This window comes from Streptomyces macrosporus (genome assembly GCF_039533145.1).
GTDB classification, from domain to species: domain Bacteria; phylum Actinomycetota; class Actinomycetes; order Streptomycetales; family Streptomycetaceae; genus Streptomyces; species Streptomyces macrosporus.
Genome location: NZ_BAAASZ010000037.1, coordinates 118,861 through 140,671, shown reverse-complemented (window position 1 = coordinate 140,671; position 21,811 = coordinate 118,861). Strand labels below are relative to the sequence as shown.

The 21,811-nt window shown below is 73.1% G+C and carries 20 protein-coding genes; 9 read left to right on the top strand and 11 right to left on the bottom strand.

Annotated features, from left to right (window positions below):
• Positions 1–4: 4 nt before the first annotated feature.
• Positions 5–709 (bottom strand): 3-oxoacyl-[acyl-carrier-protein] reductase, encoded by a 705-nt coding sequence (fabG, locus tag ABD335_RS26480; RefSeq protein ID WP_344328011.1) that lies wholly within the window; start codon positions 707–709, stop codon positions 5–7.
• 412 nt (positions 710–1,121) lie between these two features.
• Positions 1,122–1,928: a DUF1648 domain-containing protein gene (locus tag ABD335_RS26475; RefSeq protein WP_344328009.1), complete on the bottom strand. Its 807-nt coding sequence runs from the start codon at positions 1,926–1,928 to the stop codon at positions 1,122–1,124.
• Positions 1,929–2,078: 150 nt separating this feature from the next.
• Here ABD335_RS26475 and ABD335_RS26470 point away from each other — a divergent pair, with 150 nt between their 5' ends.
• The 3 genes from ABD335_RS26470 (at position 2,079) to tyrS (ending at position 6,527) form a co-directional block, all read left to right on the top strand.
• The gene (locus ABD335_RS26470; RefSeq protein WP_344328008.1) at positions 2,079–3,599 is read left to right on the top strand and encodes a TldD/PmbA family protein; all 1,521 of its coding nucleotides are present in this window, start codon (positions 2,079–2,081) and stop codon (positions 3,597–3,599) included.
• Positions 3,596–5,041, top strand: a complete 1,446-nt coding sequence (locus tag ABD335_RS26465; protein ID WP_344328007.1) for a metallopeptidase TldD-related protein — start codon at positions 3,596–3,598, stop codon at positions 5,039–5,041. Before ABD335_RS26470 ends, ABD335_RS26465 begins: the two co-directional genes overlap by 4 nt.
• A 76-nt stretch (positions 5,042–5,117) precedes the next feature.
• Complete coding sequence (gene tyrS, locus ABD335_RS26460; protein ID WP_344328004.1) at positions 5,118–6,527, top strand: tyrosine--tRNA ligase; 1,410 nt, start codon at positions 5,118–5,120, stop codon at positions 6,525–6,527.
• A gap of 78 nt (positions 6,528–6,605) precedes the next feature.
• Here the strand turns inward: tyrS and ABD335_RS26455 are convergent, their stop codons facing one another.
• The gene (locus ABD335_RS26455) at positions 6,606–6,893 is read right to left on the bottom strand and encodes a GlsB/YeaQ/YmgE family stress response membrane protein (protein ID WP_344328002.1); all 288 of its coding nucleotides are present in this window, start codon (positions 6,891–6,893) and stop codon (positions 6,606–6,608) included.
• Positions 6,894–7,113: 220 nt separating this feature from the next.
• Here ABD335_RS26455 and ABD335_RS26450 point away from each other — a divergent pair, with 220 nt between their 5' ends.
• Together ABD335_RS26450 and ABD335_RS26445 are read left to right on the top strand one after the other, a co-directional pair.
• Positions 7,114–7,587, top strand: coding sequence for a DUF3099 domain-containing protein (locus ABD335_RS26450; RefSeq protein WP_344328000.1), 474 nt, complete (start codon positions 7,114–7,116; stop codon positions 7,585–7,587).
• Positions 7,588–7,763: 176 nt separating this feature from the next.
• Positions 7,764–8,009, top strand: coding sequence for a hypothetical protein (locus ABD335_RS26445; protein WP_344327999.1), 246 nt, complete (start codon positions 7,764–7,766; stop codon positions 8,007–8,009).
• On the opposite strand, the gene moaA is transcribed toward ABD335_RS26445, so the two are convergent.
• The gene (gene moaA / locus ABD335_RS26440) at positions 7,992–8,981 is read right to left on the bottom strand and encodes a GTP 3',8-cyclase MoaA (RefSeq protein WP_344327997.1); all 990 of its coding nucleotides are present in this window, start codon (positions 8,979–8,981) and stop codon (positions 7,992–7,994) included. The two genes, ABD335_RS26445 and moaA, sit on opposite strands and share 18 nt — an antisense overlap.
• Before the next feature lie 453 nt (positions 8,982–9,434).
• On the opposite strand from moaA, the gene ABD335_RS26435 reads away from it, so the two are divergent.
• Positions 9,435–10,964 (top strand): S8 family peptidase, encoded by a 1,530-nt coding sequence (locus tag ABD335_RS26435; RefSeq protein ID WP_344327996.1) that lies wholly within the window; start codon positions 9,435–9,437, stop codon positions 10,962–10,964.
• 44 nt (positions 10,965–11,008) lie between these two features.
• Here the strand turns inward: ABD335_RS26435 and ABD335_RS26430 are convergent, their stop codons facing one another.
• Positions 11,009–11,950 carry a sterol desaturase family protein gene (locus ABD335_RS26430; RefSeq protein WP_344327994.1) on the bottom strand — a complete coding sequence of 314 codons (942 nt, stop codon included), beginning with the start codon at positions 11,948–11,950 and terminating at the stop codon, positions 11,009–11,011.
• A gap of 142 nt (positions 11,951–12,092) precedes the next feature.
• Between ABD335_RS26430 and ABD335_RS26425 the strand changes: the two genes are divergently transcribed.
• Genes ABD335_RS26425 through ABD335_RS26415 form a run of 3 tightly spaced genes read left to right on the top strand, consistent with a single transcriptional unit; the run spans position 12,093 to position 14,817 of the window.
• Positions 12,093–13,091 carry a DEDDh family exonuclease gene (locus ABD335_RS26425; RefSeq protein WP_344327993.1) on the top strand — a complete coding sequence of 333 codons (999 nt, stop codon included), beginning with the start codon at positions 12,093–12,095 and terminating at the stop codon, positions 13,089–13,091.
• A 24-nt stretch (positions 13,092–13,115) separates the two neighbouring features.
• On the top strand, positions 13,116–14,057 hold the full coding sequence (locus ABD335_RS26420; protein ID WP_344327991.1) for an SURF1 family cytochrome oxidase biogenesis protein: 942 nt from the start codon (positions 13,116–13,118) through the stop codon (positions 14,055–14,057).
• A 4-nt stretch (positions 14,058–14,061) separates the two neighbouring features.
• A complete protein-coding gene (locus tag ABD335_RS26415) occupies positions 14,062–14,817 on the top strand; it encodes an SDR family oxidoreductase (RefSeq protein WP_344327990.1) in 756 nt (251 codons plus the stop codon).
• Between the two features lie 76 nt (positions 14,818–14,893).
• Here ABD335_RS26415 and ABD335_RS26410 read toward each other — a convergent pair whose 3' ends face one another.
• The 6 genes from ABD335_RS26410 to ABD335_RS26385 all read right to left on the bottom strand — a co-directional run bounded on the left by ABD335_RS26410 (position 14,894) and on the right by ABD335_RS26385 (position 21,614).
• Complete coding sequence (locus ABD335_RS26410) at positions 14,894–15,673, bottom strand: enoyl-CoA hydratase/isomerase family protein (protein WP_344327989.1); 780 nt, start codon at positions 15,671–15,673, stop codon at positions 14,894–14,896.
• Between the two features lie 101 nt (positions 15,674–15,774).
• Positions 15,775–15,996: a helix-turn-helix domain-containing protein gene (locus ABD335_RS26405; protein WP_344327987.1), complete on the bottom strand. Its 222-nt coding sequence runs from the start codon at positions 15,994–15,996 to the stop codon at positions 15,775–15,777.
• Between the two features lie 365 nt (positions 15,997–16,361).
• Positions 16,362–17,960: an ABC-F family ATP-binding cassette domain-containing protein gene (locus tag ABD335_RS26400; RefSeq protein ID WP_344327985.1), complete on the bottom strand. Its 1,599-nt coding sequence runs from the start codon at positions 17,958–17,960 to the stop codon at positions 16,362–16,364.
• Positions 17,961–18,134: 174 nt separating this feature from the next.
• Positions 18,135–19,550 (bottom strand): hypothetical protein, encoded by a 1,416-nt coding sequence (locus ABD335_RS26395; protein WP_344327984.1) that lies wholly within the window; start codon positions 19,548–19,550, stop codon positions 18,135–18,137.
• 181 nt (positions 19,551–19,731) lie between these two features.
• Positions 19,732–20,865, bottom strand: a complete 1,134-nt coding sequence (locus tag ABD335_RS26390) for an alpha/beta hydrolase (RefSeq protein ID WP_344327982.1) — start codon at positions 20,863–20,865, stop codon at positions 19,732–19,734.
• Between the two features lie 89 nt (positions 20,866–20,954).
• Positions 20,955–21,614: a class II aldolase/adducin family protein gene (locus ABD335_RS26385; protein WP_344327981.1), complete on the bottom strand. Its 660-nt coding sequence runs from the start codon at positions 21,612–21,614 to the stop codon at positions 20,955–20,957.
• Positions 21,615–21,811: the final 197 nt, after the last annotated feature.

Here is a 21,811-nt window from a genome sequence, read left to right as displayed (position 1 = left end):
ACGTTCAGTGACCCATACCCAATCCGCCGTCCACGGGAATGACGGCTCCGGTGATGTACGCGGCCTCCTCCGAGGCCAGGAAGCGCACCGAGGAGGCGACCTCCTCGGGCCGGGCGTAACGGCCCAGCGGGACCTGACCGACGATCGCCTCGCGCTGCTCCTCGGTGAGCGCGCGCGTCATGTCGGTGTCCACGAAACCCGGCGCGACCACGTTGCAGGTGATGTTGCGCGAGCCCAGCTCCCGCGCGATCGAGCGGGCGAAGCCGACCAGACCGGCCTTGGAGGCGGCGTAGTTGGCCTGCCCCGCCGAGCCCAGCAGGCCCACCACGGAGGAGATCAGCACGATGCGCCCCTTGCGGGCGCGGAGCATGCCCCTGGAGGCGCGCTTGACGACTCGGAACGTGCCGGTGAGGTTGGTCTCCAGGACGGAGGTGAAGTCCTCCTCGGACATCCGCAGCAGCAGCTGGTCGCGGGTGATCCCGGCATTGGCGACCAGCACCTCGACCGGGCCCTGCCGCTCCTCGATCTCCTTGTAGGCCTGCTCCACCTGTTCCGCGTCGGTGATGTCGCACTTGACGGCGAGGAGGCCCTCCGGGGGCTCGCCGGAACGGTGGGTGACGGCGACCTTGTCGCCTGCGTCGGCGAAAGCGCGGGCAATGGCGAGGCCGATGCCGCGGTTGCCTCCGGTGACGAGAACCGAGCGGCTCAAGAGGACACCCTTCCGTAGGGAGCAGGTACTCCCTGAGAAACTATCGCCCGGCCCCCTCTCCCGGGGAACGGGGGGCCGACAGGGGCTTCGGCGGGGCGCTGTGGGGTTCCTACAGAAGACGCCGACGACACGCCCGAGACCGCGCGCGCACGACGACCGCTCGTGACGGCCGCCCGTACGGAATCCGGGCGGTCACCCGCCGTTCTCCGTCGTCACGCCGGGTGCGCGTGGCGCGCGAGCGCGGGGCGGCGCGTCACGACGGTGATGCCCGGCCGACGGCCCGGGACGTCCCCTCCGGCACGCCCGCTTCCGGGCGTCGAGGCGGTACGTCGGCGGCGAGGACGCCGACGGGACGCCGCCCCGGCGAGGAGGCCGGGGCGGCAGGCGGCGGTCTCCGCTCGCCGGTCCGTCCCTACTCGCCGGTCTCCTCGCCCTCGCCCTCGTCACCCGGGCGGGTCTTGCGCGTCGACGACGGCCGGGTGCGGGCGTCCTGGACGGTCTGCCGGGCGCGCTCTTCCGCTTCCCTCTCCTTCTTCCTCGCGCGGGCCTTCATCATCTCGGACGGATCGTGATCCGTGCCGTAGGGGCCGGAGTAGTCGCTCATGTCCGTGCCTCCTTCGCGCCGGGGCCTCGGTAGGCGGCCGACGCGGCCGTGAGTACCCGGTGCCGCCCGGGAAACACACCGGCGTCCGGGTCGTCTCGGCCGTTCCCTCCGGTCCCGGGCGGCCGCGGCGAGGACGGGCACCACGCCCGGGCCGATCGGGACGAGGGCGGCGGCGAACAGCCAGGCGGGGACGTCCGGGTCCGGCTCGGTGCGCCACATCACCGCGCAGGTCGCGGCGATCGACAGCCCGACGCAGAAGCCGAGCAGGAGCGTGGCCCTGGCGGTCCGCAGCGCCGAGGCACGGGTGGCGGGCCGGTTCAGCAGGGAGGACGTCCGCTCGTGGGGGCCGATCCGGTCGGCGGGGCGCATGCGCAGCAGCGTCGCCGCGACGGCGGCCGTCAGCGCGGTGGTCCCGGCGTGGAGGAGGACGGGGAGGAAGACCGCGCCGACGGACTTCCCCGTCCACGCGTCGACGCCGTCCGGGCCCATGTGCCGCGGCACCCGCTCCGGCAGGTGCGGGTAGACCCCGACGCCCCAGACCGTCAGCGCCGCCAGGAGGGCCAGGGACGGCAGCAGCCAGGGCCAGGGGAAGCCCGGCCGGTCCTCGTCTCCCATCTCCGCCCCCTCGTGTCCGTCCTTCGGGTGTTCCCCGACGCCCTCCGCAGGGTAGTCAGGGCCCGCGGGACCCCGCCTGTGGAAAACGCGCCGTGTCCCACCGGCGAGGCGTGGTTGACTGCGATCATGCATCGACAAGGAGGAGCGTCCGTGGTGCACGAGATCGATGAGTCCTTCCTCGCGCTGCCGCTGCGCGCGCTCGCCGACGCCGCGCTCGCCCGGGCGCGGGAGTTGGGGGTCGAGCACGCCGACTTCCGTCTGGAGCGGATCCGCAGCGCCTCGTGGCGGCTGCGGGACGCGCGGCCGTCCGGGTCCTCGGACGTCACCGACGCCGGGTTCGCGGTGCGGGTGGTGCACGAGGGGGCGTGGGGGTTCGCCTCGGGGGTGGACCTGACGCCGGACGCCGCCGCCCGCGTGGCGGAACAGGCCGTGGAGATGGCGAGGCTGTCGGCGAAGGTGATCGAGGCGGCCGGGTCCGACGAGCGGGTGGAGCTGGCGGACGAGCCGGTGCACGGCGAGCGGACGTGGGTCTCGTCGTACGAGGTCAACCCGTTCGACGTGCCCGACGCGGAGAAGGCGGGCCTGCTGGCGGAGTGGAGCCGGCGACTCCTGGCCGCCGACGGGGTGTCGCACGTGGACGCCTCGCTGCTCACCGTCCAGGAGAACAAGTTCTACGCGGACACCGCCGGCACCGTCACCACCCAGCAGCGGGTGCGGCTGCACCCGGAGCTGACGGCCGTCTCCGTCGCCGAGTCCGGCGAGTTCGACTCGATGCGGACCCTGGCGCCCCCGGTCGGGCGGGGCTGGGAGTACCTGACGGGCACCGGCTGGGACTGGGACGGGGAGCTGGAGCGCATCCCGGAGCTGCTGGCCGAGAAGATGCGCGCGCCGAGCGTCGAGCCGGGCAGGTACGACCTGGTGATCGATCCCTCCAACCTGTGGCTGACCATCCACGAGTCCATCGGCCACGCCACCGAGCTGGACCGGGCCCTGGGGTACGAGGCGGCGTACGCGGGCACCTCCTTCGCCACCCTCGACAAGCTCGGCACCCTGCGGTACGGCTCGCCGGTCATGAACGTCACCGGCGACCGCACCGCCGAGCACGGGCTGGCGACGATCGGCTACGACGACGAGGGCGTGGCGGCCCAGTCCTGGGACCTGATCAAGGACGGCGTCCTGGTCGGCTACCAGCTCGACCGGCGGATCGCGAAGCTGACCGGGCTGGGCCGCTCCAACGGCTGTGCCTACGCCGACTCCCCCTCCCACGTCCCCGTGCAGCGCATGGCGAACGTCTCGCTCCGGCCGGCCCCGGACGGACCGAGCACCGAGGAGCTGATCTCGCGGGTGGAGCGGGGCGTCTACGTGGTCGGCGACCGCTCGTGGTCGATCGACATGCAGCGCCACAATTTCCAGTTCACCGGGCAGCGGTTCTTCCGGATCGAGAACGGACGGCTCGCCGGGCAGCTCCGCGACGTGGCCTACCAGGCGACCACCACCGACTTCTGGGGATCGATGGAGGCCGTCGGCGGGCCGCAGACGTACGTGCTCGGTGGCGCGTTCAACTGCGGCAAGGCCCAGCCGGGCCAGGTCGCCGCCGTCTCGCACGGCTGTCCCTCCGCGCTCTTCCGCGGCGTCAACATCCTCAACACCGCCCAGGAGGCCGGTCGATGACCGCTTTTTCAGCTTCTTCAGCTTCTTCAGCTTCTTCGGCATTCTCCGCGTCCCCCGCCCCCCACGAGGTCGTCGAGCGCGCGCTGGAGCTGTCGCGGGCCGACGGCTGTGTGGTCATCGCCGACGAGGAGTCCACCGCCAACCTGCGGTGGGCCGGCAACGCGCTGACGACCAACGGCGTCACCCGCGGCCGCACCCTCACCGTCGTCGCGACCGTCGACGGCGCCGAGGGGACGGCGTCGGGGGTGGTCTCCCGCTCGGCCGTCACCGACGCGGACATCGAGCCGCTGGTGCGGGCCGCCGAGGAGGCCGCGCGGAACGCCGGCCCCGCCGAGGACGCCCAGCCGCTGGTGGAGGGCGTGCCCGCCTCGCCCGACTTCACCGAGGCCCCGGCCGAGACCTCCTCGTCGGTCTTCGCCGCCTTCGCCCCGGCGCTGGGCGAGTCCTTCGCGCGGGCCCGCGCGGAGGGCCGCGAGCTGTACGGCTTCGCCCACCACCGGATGGTCTCCACCTACCTGGGGACCTCCACCGGGCTGCGGCTCCGTCACGACCAGCCCACCGGCACGCTGGAGATCAACGCCAAATCCCCGGACCGCTCCCGGTCGGCGTGGGCGGGGCGGGCGACCCGCGACTTCACGGACGTCGACCCGCAGGCGCTGGACGCCGAGCTGGCGCGGCGGCTGGAGTGGGCCAAGCGGCAGGTGGAGCTGCCCGCGGGGCGGTACGAGACGCTGCTGCCGCCGAGCGCCGTGGCGGATCTGCTGATCTACCAGCTGTGGTCGTCCGTCGGGCGCGACGCCGCCGAGGGGCGCACGGTGTTCAGCAAACCCGGGGGCGGTACGCGGGTCGGCGAGCGGCTGTCGGAGCTGCCGCTGACGCTGCGCAGCGACCCGCGCGCGCCCGGTCTGGAGGCGGCGCCCTTCGTGATCGCGCACTCCTCCGGCGACGACGCCTCGGTCTTCGACAACGGGCTGCCGCTGGAGGCCACCGACTGGCTGCGCGACGGCGAGCTGCGGCACCTGCTGACCACCCGGCACTCGGCCGGGCTGACGGGCCTGCCGGTGGCGCCGGGGATCGACAACCTGATCCTGGAGGCGGGCGGCACCGCCTCGCTGGAGGAGATGGTGGCGAACGCCGGCCACGACGGCCCGGCCCTGCTGCTGACCTGTCTGTGGTACATCCGCGAGGTCGACCCGGCGACGCTGCTGCTGACCGGGCTGACCCGGGACGGGGTCTATCTGGTGGAGAACGGCGAGGTCACGGGCGCGGTGAACAACTTCCGGTTCAACGAGTCGCCGGTCGACCTGCTGTCGCGGGCCACCGAGGCCGGGCGCACCGAGCGCACGCTGCCGCGCGAGTGGTCGGACTGGTTCACCCGGGCGGCGATGCCTCCGCTGCGCGTGCCGGACTTCAACATGAGCTCCGTCAGCCGGGGAGTGTGAGCGGCATAGACTCTTACCCGAACCGTTCAGGACCACCTGGTCGGCCATCCATCCGATTCGATCACCGGGAAAGAACGTGACACGCCTCGGCGACTCCGTGCAGCGTGCCTGCGACCTGCTGGCACAGGACCTCTCCTCCGACGAGACCGTCGAGCGACTGCTCGCCGAGACGGGCGCGCGCCGCTATCTCGATCTGACGGACCTGTCGGCGAAGGAGCAGGCCGAGCTGATCGCCGGGCGGGCGGTGGACGTCCTGCCGTCGGTGGAGCGGCTGGCGGAGCAGATCGACGCCGCGCGGGAGGCGGGGCGCGGGCTCCACGTCAAGCTGGGCATCGACCCGACGGCGGCCGACGTGCACCTGGGCCACACGGTCCCGATGATCGTGCTGAGCCGCTTCCAGCGGATGGGGCACGACGTCACGCTGATCATCGGCGACATCACCGCCAGGATCGGCGACCCCTCGGGGCGTTCCTCGGAGCGTCCGCCGCTGACGGACGAGGACATCGCCCGCAACCTGGCGGGCTACCGGGACCAGGTGAGGCCGTTCTTCGACTTCGACAAGGTGCGCTTCCGGCACAACAGCGAGTGGCTGGCCGGCATCACCCTGCCGCGGCTGATCGGCATCCTCTCCCAGGTCCCGGCCTCGTCGCTGCTCCAGCGCGAGGACTTCCGCAACCGGCTGGCGGCCGGGCACGGGCTGACGATGTCGGAGCTGATCTACCCGGTGGCGATGGCCATCGACTCCGCGGAGATCGACGCCGACATCGAGCTGGGCGGCGTGGACCAGCTGCTGAACATGCAGATGGGCCGGAAGGTGATGGAGATCTACGGCAAGAAGCCGCAGATGATCGTCACCATGCCGCTGATCGAGGGCACGGACGGCTCGGGCGCGAAGATGTCGAAGTCCAAGGGGAACTACATCGGGCTGAACGCGACCGCCGACGACGTCTTCGGCAAGATCATGTCGATTCCGGACCGTCTGATGGTCCCGTACCTGCGGGCCTGGACGGAGTGGACGGACACCGAGATCGACCTGGTGACCGAGCGGCTGGAGAAGGGGACGCTGCACCCGATGGACCTGAAGAAGGTCCTGGCCGGTGAGGTCGTCGCCGCGATCCACGGCGTGGAGGCGGCGATGGCGGCCCGTGCGGGGTTCGTCGCGCAGTTCTCGAAGAAGTCCTTCACCGACGTGGAGAGCCTGCCGGTGGTGGACGCGGCCGAGCACGGCGAGAAGGGCGTCGCGGCCATCCTGGCGACCGTGCTGGGGTTCACCCCGAGCGCCTCGGCCGCCCGCCGTGTCGCCAAGCAGAACGGTCTGCGCCTGATCGTCGAGACCGAGGGCGGACAGGAGACGATCGTGCTGCCCGAGGCGGACGCGCTGCGCCCGCTGGCCGAGGTCGTTCCGGAGAAGTTGGCGGAGGCCGGGATCTCCGGTGCCGTCTACCTCAAGGCGGGGCGCAAGGTCGCCGAGGTCCGGGGGCTGTAGGTCCGGACCGCGGACACACCGAGGGGCCGGCGCGGCGCGCCGGCCCCGGGTGCCGGTGTCCCGGATTCCGTCGGGTCGTCAGACGGTCCTCCTCCTGCCCCGGCCCCGGCCCCTGATGGTCGCGTACAGCGGGGTGCCCAGCGCGACGATCAGCACGGCACCGGCGAGCTGGAGCAGGTGCCGGATCCAGTCGATCCCTCCGGTGTCCTCCACTCCGATCCCCCCGGCCACGGCATTGCCCAGGATCCCGCCGAGGATGCCGAAGATGGCCGTCAGCCACAGGGGAATGTCCTGCCTGCCGGGCAGGATGGCGCGGGCCAGGACACCCAGGACCAGACCCACGATGATCGCCCACAACCAGCTCATGTCGCCTCCTCGTGCGGCGCGCGATGCGTTTTGCGCGTTCAGCTTGTGCCTGGGGACGCCACTCGCACGGCCGCGGGGCCATCCGGGTGGGAGGCGTCCCTGGCGCATCGGGTGCCCCCTCCCCGCCTTCGTATGCGGCGGAGTCGGGGCGTAGTGTGGGAAAGGCCGGAAACCCGGCGGGCGCGTCCGCGGGAACCGGCGGTCTGAGCAGGTGGTGGAGTTGAGGCGCAAGCAGCACGGTCCCGAGGTCTTCCGCATCACCGGAGCCCGTCAGGGCCTCGCCGAGGACGTCCGGGGTCGGGAACGACGCTACGTGATCTCGATGCTGGTGCGCACCGTGTCGGTCCTGCTGACCGTGCTGCTGTGGAACGTCCAGCGTCCCCTGGCCGTGGTGACCCTGGTGCTCGGCGCGGTGCTGCCGTACGTGGCGGTCGTCATCGCCAACGGAGGGCGGGAGAACGCGCCGTCGCTCCCGGACTCCTACATCCCCACACCGCCCCGGCCGGCGCTGGGCCCGGCGGAGCGCGGGGCCGCGGAGGGGGGTCCGGAGGCGGAGGAGCACAAGGTGTGGGGCCCGGAGGACTACACGGTGTGGCAGTCCCCCCGGGAATCGGAGCATCCGGCTTCCGGAGACGGGGACGAGCAGGAACCGAGCCGGTCGGGTCCGGTCGGCGGGACCGATCCACGGCACTGACCTGCCCGGAATCCGAACCTCAGGAAAACCTCAGATCAATCGTGCCGTTCCGGTGCCCCCGGGTTGGGTGTGCGTGCCATACTGCGTACACGCTCCGCATCCCCCGTCGGGGCGACAGACCGACGCCGGGCGGCTCCCCCCGTGGCTGCCCGGCGTCGCCGTGTTTGTATGGAGCCGTGACCGACTCCACCACCGATACCGCTCCCGTCTGCTCCGCCAAGGGCTGCCGCGAGGCCGCCGTGTGGGTACTGGCCTGGAACAACCCGAAGCTCCACACCCCGGAACGCCGCAAGACCTGGCTGGCCTGCGAGGAGCACCGCGAGTACCTGTCGAACTTCCTGGGGATCCGCGGCTTCCTCAAGGACGTGGTGACCCTGGAGGAGTGGGAGGGCCGACGGGACGGCTCAGCCGCCGATCGCTGACATCGGACGGTCGGGCTGGAGGAAGGAGGGGTCGTCCAGCCCCGAGCCCGCCTTCTTGCCCCACATCGCCGCCTTCCACAGCCCGGCGATCTCCGCGTCGTCCGCCCCCGAGCGCAGCGCCCCGCGCAGATCGGACTCCTCCCGGGCGAACAGGCAGGTGCGGACCTGTCCGTCGGCCGTCAGCCGGGTGCGGTCGCAGGCGCGGCAGAAGGGCCGGGTGACGGAGGCGATCACTCCGACGCGGTGCGGGCCTCCGTCGACGATCCACCGCTCGGCGGGGGCCGAACCGCGGCTCTCCTCGTCCTCGGGGGTGAGGGAGAAGCGGGTGCGCAGGGAGGCGAGGACGTCCCCCGCGGTGATCATGCCCTCGCGCCGCCAGCCGTGCTGGGCGTCGAGCGGCATCTGCTCGATGAAGCGCAGTTCGTAGCCGTGTTCGACGGCCCAGGAGAGCAGGTCGGGGGCCTCGGTGTCGTTGAGGCCGGGCATCAGCACGGCGTTGACCTTGACCGGCGCGAGCCCCGCCGCGCGGGCGGCCGCCAGGCCGCGCAGGACGTCGGCGTGCCGGTCGCGGCGGGTCATCCGCCGGAAGACCTCGGGATCGAGGGTGTCGAGGGAGACGTTGACCCGGTCCAGCCCGGCCTCGCGCAGGGCCGCGGCGGTGCGCTCCAGTCCGATGCCGTTGGTGGTCAGCGACAGCCTCGGCCGGGGCTCCAGGGCGGCGCAGCGTTCGACGATGCCCACCAGCCCGGGGCGCAGCAGCGGCTCGCCGCCGGTGAAGCGCACCTCCCGCACCCCCAGCCGGGACACGGCGATCCCCACGAGGCGGACGATCTCGTCGTCCGTGAGGAGTTCGGGCTTGGCGAGCCACCGGAGCCCTTCCTCGGGCATGCAGTAGGTGCACCGCAGGTTGCAGCGGTCGGTGAGCGATACGCGCAGATCGGTGGCGACCCGACCGTAGGTGTCCAGCAGCATGCCGACGGCCCCTCCCACGGATGGACATCTGTCAGGCAGCGTACGCGACGCCTGTTACGGGCGGTGGCACGCCGAGGCGGGGCGGTCGAGCGTCGGACGGTGGGGAATCCGCCGAAGAATCCACCATTGCCACGTCCCCCGCCGGGGCGATAGTTTCCGTCGTCATACATCCGTACGGCCAACTCCGATAACCGAACGGACTGTTGCCGGCCTGTGCTCGCACAGACGCGACTCCGCTCCCCACCCAGGAGGTAGGAGGCTTCCGATCCGAAGGTCGCGCCCCGCCCCGGACGGTCCCCCACGGGATCGCGGGCACGGGCGACACCGCCGCGGGAAGCCGCGGAAAACCGCAGAGAGACCGCAGAGAGACGGAGTGCCCTCCCGCCTCCGCCGGGAGCGACCCGCCACCGGCCGACACCGGTGGTCCCTTACCGAAGATCCGATGGAGAACCCATGGCATCGAGACCCTCCAGCCGGCGCCGCGCCCTCGCGGTGCCGGTCGGGTTGGCGCTGACCGCCTCCCTGGCCCTGCTGCCCGGCGCCGGTACGGCGCTGGCCCAGGACGTTCCGGCGGCCTCGGCCCCGGCGGCCGCGGACGGCGAGCAGCTGTCGTACGTGGTCAACACCTCCACCCACCCCGCCACCCTCGCCCGCGTGGAGAAGGCCGTCGCCCAGGCCGGCGGCACGGTCGTCGTCACGCACCGGAAGATCGGCGTGATCGTCGCCCACTCGGCGAACCCCTCCTTCGCCGAGGAGATGCGCGCGGTGCGCGGCGTGGACTCCGCCGGCGCCACCCGTACCGCGCCGCTGCGGTCCGCGGGGACCACCGAGGTCGGCGCTCCGCAGTACGTGGAGGAGGCGGCGGGCGCGGCCCGGGCCGGCGCGGCGGACGCCGACGCCGAGCCCCTGGAGGGGGACCTGTGGGGTCTGCGCGCCATCCGTGCCGACGAGGCCGCCAAGGTCAACCCGGGCAGTGCCCGGGTCACGGTCGCGGTGATCGACACCGGCGTCGACGACACCCACCCGGACCTGGCCCCCAACTTCTCGGCGCGTCAGTCCGCGAACTGCGTCGGCGGCGTCGCCGACACCCGCGAGGGCGCCTGGCGCCCGTACACCGCGGACGACTACCACGGCACGCACGTGGCGGGCACCATCGCCGCGGCGCGCAACGGCGTCGGCGTGGCGGGGGTCGCGCCGGGCGTGCGGGTGGCCTCCATCAAGGTGAGCGAGCCCGACACCAGCCTCTTCTACCCGGAGGCGGTGATCTGCGCGTTCGTCTTCGCGGCCGACAAGGGCGTGGAGATCACCAACAACAGCTACTACGTCGACCCGTACCTGTACAACTGCGAGGACGACGCGGACCAGGGCGCGGTGGTGGAGGCGGTCCGCCGGGCCGCGCGCTACGCCGAGCGCAAGGGCACGCTGCACGTCGCCTCGGCGGGCAACTCCAACCACGACCTCGCCGCCGACGCGATCGTCGACGACTCCAGCCCCAACGACACCGTCCCGACCGAGCGGACGATAGACCCGTCGGAGTGCCTGGACCTGCCGACCCAGCTGCCGGGCGTGGTGACCGTCTCGGCGACGGGCGTACAGGACGTCAAGTCGTACTACTCCAGCTACGGTCACCGGGTCGTCGACGTCGCGGCTCCCGGCGGGGACCGGTACCAGGTGCCCGACACCCCGTCGAAGAACGGTCGCATCCTGTCGACCATGCCGAACGACTCCTACGCCTTCCTGCAGGGCACCTCGATGGCCTCCCCGCACGTGGCCGGCGTGGCGGCGCTGCTGAAGAGCGAACACCCCTGGGCGAGCCCGGCGGCGCTCCAGCTGATGCTGAAGGCGCAGGCGGACAACCCCGGTTGCCCGGAGTTCTACGACCCGGACGGCAACGGGGTCGAGGACTCCACCTGTGAGGGCGGGAAGAACCTCAACGGCTTCTACGGCCACGGCGTCGTCGACGCCCTGGACGCCGTCGAGTAGCGCGGACGTCCGGGGCGTTCGACGGACGGCTCTCCGTCGGGGCGTCAGGACGCCGCGGACGCGGAGGGGTCGGGCCCGGTGGGTCCGGCCCCTCCTCCCGTTCCCTCCGCCGGCCGGGCCGTCCGGGCCGCGCCGGTGGCCGTCGGCTGCCAGCCGGGGCCGCGGAAGAGGCGTCCGGCGCGCTCGCGCCAGTCGCGGGCCGCCCTCAGGTCGTGGGCGATGGCCACGTACTCGTGGGTGGCCACGCGCAGCGGGTTGTAGGTGTCGATGTTCTTGGTGAGCCCGTAGACGCACGGTTCGGTCTCGGGCGCGAAGGAGCCGAAGAGACGGTCCCAGACGATGAGGATGCCGCCGAAGTTGCGGTCCAGGTAACCGCCCTGGGAAGCGTGGTGGACGCGGTGGTGCGAGGGCGTGTTGAAGAGGAACTCGACCGGCCGGGGGAGCCTGCCGATGCGCTCGGTGTGGATCCAGAACTGGTAGACCAGGTTGACCGAGGAGCAGAAGGCGAGCGCGGCCGGGTGCACGCCGCAGGCGACGAGCGGCAGGTAGAACGGCCAGGAGGTCACGGACGTCCAGGGCTGGCGCAGCGCGGTGGTGAGGTTGAACCGCCGGCTGGAGTGGTGCACCACGTGGCAGGCCCACAGGATGCGGATCACGTGGTGGCCGCGGTGGGACCAGTAGTAGAAGAAGTCCTGGGCGAACAGCATCGGCAGCAGCGTCCACCACTCGACGGGCACCCGCAGCGGGGTCAGTTCGTGGACCACCGCGTAGATCGCCACGATCGGGATCTTCCACAGGGCGTCGAAGAAGAGGCTGCCCAGGCCCATGGTGACGCTGGTGGCGGCGTCCTTGGCCTCGTACCCGACGACGGGACTGTCGGGCTCCTCGGGGTGGACGCGGTAGCTGACCATCTCCAGGACCGTCAGCAGGACGAAGGCGGGGATCGACCACAGCACGACATCGGGGAGATCGGGCACGCTCGGCATGCGAGCACCGTAGAGCCGTGGACGGGCCGCGCCTAGGGTCTGTTACCGGCAAGTATGTGAGAAAGGTCGTCAGCGGGCCGGACCCCCGGAACGACCTGCGGCGATGTGAGGGTGTCAGTAGCGGCCCGTATCCTCTGTGACCATGCTCGAAGACCAGTCGGCGGCCGACGCGCGGCCCGCAGCGCAGCCCACCACCCCGGCCTGGCCCAGCGAATACCCGGACGGCTACGCGGTGGTGGACGTGGAGACCACGGGGCTGGCCCGGGACGACCGCATCGTCTCCGCGGCCGTCTACCGGCTGGACGCCCGGGGGAACGTGGTGGACCACTGGTACACCCCGGTCAACCCGCAGCGGGATCCGGGGCCGACCTGGATCCACGGTCTGACGAGCGAGATGCTGGCCGACGCCCCGCTCTTCCCGGAGATCGCGGAGGAGTTCGCCGAGCGGCTGCGCGGGCGGGTGCTGGTGGCGCACAACGCCGTCTTCGACTGGTCGATGATCGCCCGCGAGTACGCCCGCGCCCGGCTGGAGGCCCCCGTGCGGCAGCGGCTGTGCACCATCGCCCTCTCCAAGGAGCTGGGCCTGCCCCTGGCCAACCACCGGCTGGAGACCCTCGCCGCGCACTACGGCGTCGTGCAGCGCCGGGCGCACCACGCGCTGGACGACGCCCGGGTGCTGGCCGAGGCGTTCCGGCCGAGCCTGCACATGGCGGCCCGCAGCGGCATACGCCTGCCCCTGCTGGCCTGCCGGCCGATGACCGAGTGGAACGACAGCATCACCTCCGGCGGGTCGCGTCCGCGCTCCTCCTACGCGGGGAACTGGCGTCCCGCGCGCAAGCGTCCCGCCTGCCCCTACCCCAACCCGGGGCGGTACGAGCCGGGCAAGCCGCTCGTCCAGGGCATGCGGGTGGCGTTCTCCGGCGACACCTCCGTCGAGCGCGAGCTGCTGGAGGACCGGGCGGTCGAGGCCGGCCTCCACATCGCGACCAGCGTGTCGCGGCTCACCAGCCTCCTGGTCACCAACGACCCCGACTCCGGCACCTCCAAGGTCGCCAAGGCCCGCGCCTACGGCACCCCGGTGATCGACGAGGCGGCCTTCACCCAGCTCCTGCGGGACGTGGCCCCCGCTCCCGGGGAATGACACCCGGCGGGGTACCGTCGAATCGTGTCGTCCTCGTACCGTTTCCTGCTGACCCGGCAATGGGTGATCCTCACCCTCGTCGCCCTCGTGTTGATCCCGGTGATGGTGCGGCTGGGGTTCTGGCAGTTCCACCGGCACGAGGAGCGGGTGGCGCGCAACGAACTGATCGCCACGAGCCTGGCCGCCGAGCCGGTGTCCGTGGACGAGCTGGTCGCTCCGGGCCGCGGCCCGGAGGGTGACGACCGGTACCGTCCGGTGACGGCGACCGGCACCTACGACACCCGGCACGAGGTGGTCGTCCGCCAGCGGACCGCCGCCGACGGCCGGGAGATCGGCTACCACGTCCTCACCCCGCTGATCCGCGAGGACGGCACGGCCGTGCTGGTCAACCGCGGCTGGATCCCGGCCGGCGGGGACCTGACGCGGTTCCCCGACGTGCCGCCGGCGCCCTCCGGCGAGGTCACCGTGACCGGCCGGCTGATGGCGGACGAGTCGGAGAGCGGCGGCATCAAGGAGAAGAGCGGCCTGCCGCCGCGCCAGGTGATGCTGATCGACAGCGAGCGGGCGGCGCGGGAGCTGGACCGGCCGGTCCTCGGCGGCTACGTCGCGCTGACCGAGACCTCCCCCGAACCGTCCGGCGAGCAGCCCCAGCTCCTCCCCGAACCGGACCACGACAGCATCGGCTCGCACCTGGCCTACGCGTTCCAGTGGTGGCTGTTCGCCGCCGGGGTCCCCGTCGGCTGGGTGGTGCTGGTCCGCCGCGAGCACCGGGAGCGCCTGGCGGCGCGGGAGCGGAGCGCGGGCCGGACGACGGACGGAGCCGACGCCCCGGACGGCAACGGCGGAAACGGCGCGGACGGGGACGGAACCACCCCGGACGGGAACGCCCCGGACGGGCGGACCCCGGCCGAACCCCTCTCCCCCACCCCCTCCGCCGCGCGGCCGACGGACCGACCGGCAGACTGAGCCCATGGATCTCGGACTCAAGGACAGGGTGTACCTCGTCACCGGCGCCACCCGCGGGCTGGGCTTCGCCACCGCCCGTGAGCTGGCCGCCGAGGGCGCGAAGGTGATCGTCACCGGCCGCACCGAGCGGGCGGCGGCCGAGGCCGCCGAACGGCTGGGCGAGGGCGCCGTCGGCGTCGCGGCGGACAACGCCGACCCGGACGCCGCCGACCGCCTGGTGACCACCGCGTACGACCGACACGGCCGCCTCGACGGGGTGATGATCAGCGTCGGCGGACCGCCGCCCGGCTCCTTCGAGAGCAACACCGACGACCAGTGGCGGTCGTCGTTCGAGTCGGTCTTCCTCGGCGCGGTGCGGCTGGCCCGCACGGCGGCCGGACGGCTGACGGAGGGCGGGGTGATCGGCTTCGTGCTCTCCGGCTCGGTGCACGAACCGATCGCCGGGCTGACGATCTCCAACGGGCTGCGGCCGGGCCTGGCCGGTTTCGCCAAGTCCCTCGCGAACGAGCTGGGTCCGCGCGGCATCCGCGTCGTCGGGCTGTTGCCGGGCCGGATCGCCACCGACCGGATCCGCGAGCTGGAGGCGCTCGCCGAGGACCCCGAGGCCGCCCGCGAGCGCGGCTCGGCCGCGATCCCGCTGCGCCGCTACGGCACCCCGGAGGAGTTCGGCAGGGCGGCGGCCTTCCTGCTCTCCCCCGCCGCCTCGTACGTGACCGGGGTGATGCTCCCGATCGACGGCGGCGCCCGCCACGGCTTCTGAGCCCCGCGCCGGCTCCGTGTGCGCCGCCCGGACGGGGCGGTGCGCACGGAGCCGGTCCGGCGCGCCTACGCGCCGATCACTCGCCGATGCCGGCCAGGTCGCGGAGCCTGCGTCCCTGGGCCTCGCGCTCGGCCGCGCGCTGCTCGTCGTAGGTGCGCTCCACCGCGCCGCGCAGCAGCGCCTTGGTCTCCACCACCGCGTCGCGCGGGGCGGCGAGCAGCGCCGCCGTCAGGTCGGCGGTGGCCGCCTCGAGTTCGGCGCGGGGCACCACGAGATTGGCCAGGCCGATCCGCTCGGCCTCCTCGGCGTGGACGAAGCGGCCCGTCACGCAGATCTCCAGCGCGCGGGCGTATCCGACGAGCCCGACGAGCGGGTGGGTGCCGGTGAGGTCGGGGACCAGTCCGAGGGCGGTCTCGCGCATCGCGAACTGCGCGTCGTCGGCGCACACGCGCAGGTCGCAGGCGAGCGCGAGCTGGAAGCCCGCGCCGACCGCGTGCCCCTGGACGGCGGCGACGCTCACCACGTCGTTCCGCCGCCACCAGGTGAACGCCTCCTGGTAGCCGGCGATGGCGGCGTCGATCTCGGCGTCCGAGCCGCGCGCCAGATCGATGAAGGACGGTTCGCCCTCGAAGCCCTCGGGCGTGAAGGCCTGCCGGTCGAGTCCGGCGGAGAAGGACTGTCCCTCACCGCGCAGGACGACGACGCGGACCTCGCCGGGCAACAGCCGTCCGGCCTCGGCCAGCGCGCGCCACATCGCGAAGGTCTGGGCATTGCGCTTGGCCGGACGGTCGAGCGTGACCGTGGCCACGGCACCGTCGACGACGAGCCGCACGCCGTCCTTGTCGAGCAGGGTCATGAGGGTCTCCCGGGAGCTCTCCGCAGTCAGGTGACTGAAGAGTAACCACCCAGTCGGTCGGATGGCCGACCGGGTGGCGCCCCTCGGGACGACCCCGGATCTCAGGATGTCGTGGTCTTCTTGCCCCGCGTCGCACCGCCGCGACCGCGCAGGGTCACGCCGGACTCGCTGAGCATCCGGTGCACGAATCCGTAGGAGCGGCCGGTTTCCTCGGCCAGCGCCCGGATGCTCGCACCGGAGTCGTATTTCCTCTTCAGGTCAGCCGCGAGCTTCTCGCGCGCGGCGCCGGTCACCCGGCTGCCCTTCTTCAGAGTCTCGGCCACCCGTGCCTCCTCATGGGAAGTGCGCTCTGATCTCTCATGATCACCCCTTGCCGGGCATCTGGCCACCCATTCGACAAGGTCCGTACGGCGATCTTGTCCACGAGGCAAGTCGCAAGGGAAGTCGGAATGAAGCATTCCGCAACGCTTTCCTCGGGTACGCCGTCGCACTCCGCGGAAAAGAGGCAGGTCAGAGCGGGGTGCGGACTCCAAACCTCCATGTCGGGAGGCCCATGCCACACTGCCCGCCCTCTCGACGCGCAACCGCGCCGCAATACGAGCCGAACTCACTCAGATGATGGATCACACGTCGGCCGAATGATCCAGAACGGTGTGATCACCGTGCGTCCTCCGGGTCCCCCCGGGCCTCAGGCCAGCGCGACGAGATCCGCGTACTCCTCGCCCCACAGGTCCTCCACGCCGTCCGGGAGCAGGACGATCCGCTCCGGCTGGAGCGCGTCCACCGCGCCCTCGTCGTGCGTGACCAGCACCACCGCGCCGGTGAAGGCGCGCAGCGCGCCGAGGATCTCCTCGCGGCTGGCGGGGTCGAGGTTGTTGGTCGGCTCGTCCAGCAGCAGCACGTTGGCCGAGGAGACCACCAGCGTGGCCAGCGCCAGCCGGGTCTTCTCGCCGCCGGAGAGGACTCTCGCGGGCTTGTCCACGTCGTCGCCGGAGAACAGGAACGATCCCAGCGTCTTGCGGATGTCGACCATGTCCATGTCGGGCGCGGCCGAGCGCATGTTCTCCAGCACCGTGCGGTCCGGGTCCAGCGTCTCGTGCTCCTGCGCGTAGTAGCCGAGCTTGAGCCCGTGGCCGTGGACGACCTTTCCGCCGTCGGGCTTCTCCACCCCGGCCAGCAGCCGCAGCAGGGTGGTCTTGCCCGCGCCGTTGAGGCCGAGGACGACCACCCGCGAACCCCTGTCGATCGCCAGCGAGAGGTCGGTGAAGATCTCCAGGGAGCCGTAGGACTTGGACAGCCCCTCCGCCATCAGCGGGGTCTTGCCGCACGGCGCGGGGTCGGGGAAGCGCAGCTTGGCGACCTTGTCGCTCCGGCGCTCCTCCTCCAGCCCGGCCAGCAGCCGCTCGGCGCGGCGGGCCATGTTCTGCGCGGCGACGGCCTTGGTCGCCTTGGCGCGCATCTTGTCGGCCTGGGCGGTGAGGGCGGCGGCCTTCTTCTCGGCGTTGGCCCGCTCCCGCCTGCGCCGCTTCTCGTCCGCCTCCCGCTGGACCAGGTACTGCTTCCAGCCCATGTTGTAGACGTCGATGCAGGCGCGGTTGGCGTCCAGGTAGAAGACCTTGTTGACCACCGTCTCCACGAGGTCGACGTCGTGGGAGATCACGACGAAGCCGCCGCGGTAGGTCTTGAGGAAGTCGCGCAGCCAGACGATGGAGTCGGCGTCGAGATGGTTGGTCGGCTCGTCCAGCAGCAGGGTGTCGGCGTCCGAGAAGAGGATGCGGGCCAGCTCGACACGGCGCCGCTGACCGCCGGAGAGGGTGCCCAGCGGCTGGGCGAGCACCCGGTCGGGCAGGCCCAGGCTGGCGGCGATCGTGGCGGCCTCGGCCTCGGCGGCGTAGCCGCCCTTGGTGAGGAACTCCGTCTCCAGCCGCTCGTACTTCTTCATCGCCCGCTCGCGGGTGGCGCCCTTGCCGTTGGCCATCCGCTCCTCGTTCTCGCGCATCCTGCGCAGCACGGTGTCCAGGCCGCGGGCGGAGAGGATGCGGTCGCGGGCCAGGGCGTCGAGGTCGCCGGTGCGCGGGTCCTGCGGCAGGTAGCCGACCTCGCCGGTGCGGGTGATGGTGCCGGCCGCGGGGATGCCCTCGCCGGCCAGGCAGCGGGTGAGGGTGGTCTTGCCCGCGCCGTTGCGGCCGACCAGGCCGATGCGGTCGCCCCGGGCGATGCGGAAGGAGGCGGACTCGATGAGGACCCGGGCGCCGGCGCGCAGCTCGAGTCCGGAGGCGGTGATCACGGAAAATACTCCTGGGCAGGGTGGACGTGCGTACGTCGTGGTCGGGGGCTGGGAGACGGCGTACGCCGGCCTAATGCGCGAGGAGATTTGCCATGCGGCAAGTCTAACGGCGGTGCGCAACCGAATTTCCGGGGCTTCTCGTGCCGCCGGCGGCACGAGAAGCCCCGGGGTCCGTCACACCTCGCCGGTGTGGACCTGGAAGGCCGCCCGGCGCACGGCCCGGGCCAGCACGGGGTCCGGGTGGGCGGCGGCGAGCGCCACCAGGACCTGGACCGTGCGGGGGTGGCCGGTGGCGCGGACCTCCTCCAGCAGCGCCGGGACGCTCTCCTGCACGGCCGACTCCAAGTGCTCCACCAGCAGCCGGCCGTCGCCGTGGTCGGCGACGGCCGCGGCGGTGTCCACCCACAGCCAGGTGGCCTCCTCGCGCGTCAGGACGCCGGGGGCGCCGCCCGTCAGGTCCGCGGGGTCGGCGCCGTCGTGCTCGGCGAGCCAGAGCAGGGCGTAGGGGCGCAGGGTGGGCTCGTCCAGGACCGCCCGGACGGCGGACTCGGCGGGGGCGCCGACGGCGCGCAGCGCCTCGAAGGCCAGGCCGCGGATGAGGGAGTCCTCGCCGCGGGCGGCGTCCAGCAGTTCGGCGACGGCCGGGCCGGTGGGACGCGCGGCGAGCCAGGCCCGGTACTCGGCGCGGGCCTCCCCCGGCGAGAGCCGGGCGCAGCCGCGCAGCATGTCCTCGGCGGGGTGCTCTATGTTCCCGGCGGGGCTCTGGGCGGCGACGCAGATCTGTTCGAGCTTCACCCACACGGCCCAGTTGCCCAGCGGGGTGAGCACCGCCTGCCCCGGACGGCCCTCGCCGTCCTCGGCGCACCGGGTGAGAGCGCCGACGGAGGCCAGGCCGTCGAGCGCCCAGTCGAGCAGCGCGGGCAGGTCCCGGGGGACGAGGTCCTCGACGTCCCCGCCCGACGCGCTTGCGCGCTCCGCCAGGTCCTTCCCGCGCTCCGCCAGGTCCTTCCCGCGCTCCGCGCGGAGTTCCGCTATCCGCTGCCGCAGCAGGTCCAGCAGGAGCGGGACGGTCACCGGACCGGACGACAGGTGCATCACGGACAGGAACTGCGGAGTCGCCACGACCACGTCGCCGACCAGCGCCGGATCGGCGTCGTCGGGCGCCGGGTGCACGAGCGACCAGGCGTCGAAGAGGGCGACCCAGCCGCGCAGCACCGCGGAGTCGTCGCGGTCCCAGGCGCGCAGCCGCCAACCGGGCACGGCGGTGCCGTCGTGCAGTTCGATCAGACCGGCGAGCCGGGCCCGGTCCCAGTGGACGGGCACCTGGTCCACCGGCATCCGCAGGTCGGCCGCGGCCCGCTCGGCATCCGCCACCGGCGACAGGCCGGTGCCGTCCGCCCAGCGGGCCAGGCGCACTGCGTCGCCCAGACAGGCCCTCGCCTGCCTGGCGAGTTGGTCACGGGGATGGAGACCCTCGGGGGGCCGGGGCGTCCTCTGCCGGCGACGCGCGTTCACGGCTCTGCGCGTGGCGGCGAGAGGCTGACGGGTAACGAGGCGCAGCCTGGTGTCTCGCGGTGTACGGGACGTCACGGGAGCAGTTTTGTCCACGACCGCCCGAAAGCCCAAACGTCCGTGCACGGAACTCATCTGAGCGTCCCGCAGAGGCCCCCCGCACGAGGCTCCGCACGAGCCCCGCGCGGGACCCTCGACAGCGGCTTCCACGGCGGACGGCCCGCGCCGGAGGGGCCTCTGCGCCGGTCCCTCCGGGGGCCTACAGCAGAGGGGTGAGAAAACGGCGCAGCGCCTCCTCGTACCCCCTCGGGTCGGCGTTCCACATGGCGGCGTGCGGAGCCTGCCGGACGACGTGCAGCGAGACCAGGTCGGGCCGCCGCTCCGCCAGCTCCCGGGAGAGCCCCCAGGGGGCGACGGCGTCGTCGGGGCCGTGCAGGATCAGGGTGGGGAGCTCCAGGCTCGCCGGGTCGGCCAGCTCCGGCAGGGGCCCGGGGTGCAGCCGGGCCCGGCCCTGCGCGGCGCGCACCGCCAGCGGCAGCAGCGGACGGGGGACGTGGCGGCCGGCGGCGAGGGACCGCAGGGTGGCCCGCCAGTCGAGCACGGGCGAGTCCAGCACCAGCCCGCCCACGCGGTCGCGGAGCGGGGAGTGCGCCGCGGCGCGCAGCGCCATGGACGCCCCGGTGGACCAGCCGTACAGGACGACGCTCCGGGCGCCGCGGTCCAGGGCGTGGCGGATCGCCGCGTCGAGGTCGCGCCACTCGGAGTCGCCCAGGTGCATGGCGCCGGCGGGCGAGCGGGGCGCGCCGGGGTCGCCGCGGTAGGAGAGGAGGAGCGTCGGGAGGCCCATCCCGTGGAGGAACGGCAGCAGGTTCAGGGGGTGTTCGCGCGTGGCGCCGAGGCCGTGCGCGGCGATCACCCACACGTCGCGGAGGGCCGGCAGGTACCAGGCGGGCAGCGCGCCGAGCTCGCCGGGCACCACCACGTCCTCGTACTCCAGGCCGAGGGCGTCGCGCGGGTCGCCGGTGTACAGCTGCGGGGTCAGCCGCACCCGGTCGCCCGGGGCGAGACGGCCGCGGTCGACGCGTTCCAGACGCCTGACGACGGTGTCGGGGGCGGAGGGGACGTCGAGCACGGGGCCGACGACGGCGTGCCGGCCGGGACCGGTGAGCGCGTAGGTGCCGGGCAGCTCGGAGACGAGCGAGCGGGTCAGGGTGATCTGCCCCGCCGCGGTGGCGTGGACCGTCAGCGGCGGCCCCTGGAACCCGACGGGCAGGGAGCGGCCGGTGGGCGGCCTGAGGGCGGTGTGGGCCGCGTACCGCCCGGCCACGACCGCGACCGCGGCGGCACCGAGCACGGCGGTGGCGGTCAGGGCTGTCGTTTTGCGCAGGCTCATCCTGCCCAGGATGACGGCGCGGCGCGGCGGAAGCCAGTGGGCCGGGCCCGGCGGGTGATCCGGGAGGTCCCGGCCGGGAGGCGGACCGCTCAGCCGGACCGGCCGTTCCGCGGGCCGTGGTCGCGCAGCTTCTCGGCCACCCGGTCCAGCTCCTCGGGCGGCAGCAGCGTGGGGGTGCGGCCGGGCACGGAGGCGGCGGCGAGCCAGACGCGGCACATCCACTCCAACTGCGCGGTGTCGTCGTACGCCCGGCGGAGGCTGTCGCCGTACACGATCGTGCCGTGGTTGCGCAGCAGGCAGCCGGTGCGGTCGCGCAGGGCCTCCAGGGCGTGGGCGGCCAGTTCCTCGCTGCCGTAGGTGGCGTAGGGTGCGACCCGTACCGGGCCGCCCAGGGCGGCGGTCATGTAGTGGATCGCCGGAAGCTCCTCCACGAGGGTGGAGACGGCCGTGGCGTGCACGGCGTGGGTGTGGACGATCGCCGCGGCGTCGGTGGCACGATAGACCGCCAGGTGCATCGGCAGCTCGCTGGTGGGCGCCGACTCCCCGGCCACCCGCCGGCCGTCGAGGTCGACGGCGCACAGGTCGTCCGGCCCCAACCGGTCGTACGGGACGCCGCTGGGGGTCACCAGGACGGTGTCGCCGACCCGTACCGAGACGTTGCCGGAGGTGCCCACGACCAGTCCGTCGGCCACCGTCCGGCGGGCCGTGTCCACCAGCTCGCGCCAGGCGTCGTGCCAGGTCCGCCGCATCCGCGCCACCTCCGGCGGAGCACTGTAGCGCGGCGGGCGAGGCTCACCCGGAGGGTGTCGTCGGCGGGCGTGCCGGGGGAGACCGCCGTACGCTCCTGCCTACACAGGCTCGGGGAGACACCGTGAATCCGCTCCCAGTTCACCTTGCGTTCACCCTGAGTCCCTACGTTCGCCGCGTACCGCCCCTTCGACTGATT

What these genes read in the sequence shown, in the direction of transcription:
- ABD335_RS26390 (WP_344327982.1), bottom strand. Translation starts at nt 20,865, where the DNA reads ATGAGCCTGCGCAAAACGACAGCCCTGACCGCCACCGCCGTGCTCGGT.
- ABD335_RS26455 (WP_344328002.1), bottom strand. Translation starts at nt 6,893, where the DNA reads ATGAGCTGGTTGTGGGCGATCATCGTGGGTCTGGTCCTGGGTGTCCTG.
- ABD335_RS26385 (WP_344327981.1), bottom strand. Translation starts at nt 21,614, where the DNA reads ATGCGGCGGACCTGGCACGACGCCTGGCGCGAGCTGGTGGACACGGCC.
- ABD335_RS26475 (WP_344328009.1), bottom strand. Translation starts at nt 1,928, where the DNA reads ATGGGAGACGAGGACCGGCCGGGCTTCCCCTGGCCCTGGCTGCTGCCG.
- ABD335_RS26465 (WP_344328007.1), top strand. Translation starts at nt 3,596, where the DNA reads ATGACCGCTTTTTCAGCTTCTTCAGCTTCTTCAGCTTCTTCGGCATTC.
- ABD335_RS26425 (WP_344327993.1), top strand. Translation starts at nt 12,093, where the DNA reads ATGCTCGAAGACCAGTCGGCGGCCGACGCGCGGCCCGCAGCGCAGCCC.
- ABD335_RS26410 (WP_344327989.1), bottom strand. Translation starts at nt 15,673, where the DNA reads ATGACCCTGCTCGACAAGGACGGCGTGCGGCTCGTCGTCGACGGTGCC.
- moaA (WP_344327997.1), bottom strand. Translation starts at nt 8,981, where the DNA reads ATGCTGCTGGACACCTACGGTCGGGTCGCCACCGATCTGCGCGTATCG.
- ABD335_RS26435 (WP_344327996.1), top strand. Translation starts at nt 9,435, where the DNA reads ATGGCATCGAGACCCTCCAGCCGGCGCCGCGCCCTCGCGGTGCCGGTC.
- ABD335_RS26415 (WP_344327990.1), top strand. Translation starts at nt 14,062, where the DNA reads ATGGATCTCGGACTCAAGGACAGGGTGTACCTCGTCACCGGCGCCACC.
- ABD335_RS26430 (WP_344327994.1), bottom strand. Translation starts at nt 11,950, where the DNA reads ATGCCGAGCGTGCCCGATCTCCCCGATGTCGTGCTGTGGTCGATCCCC.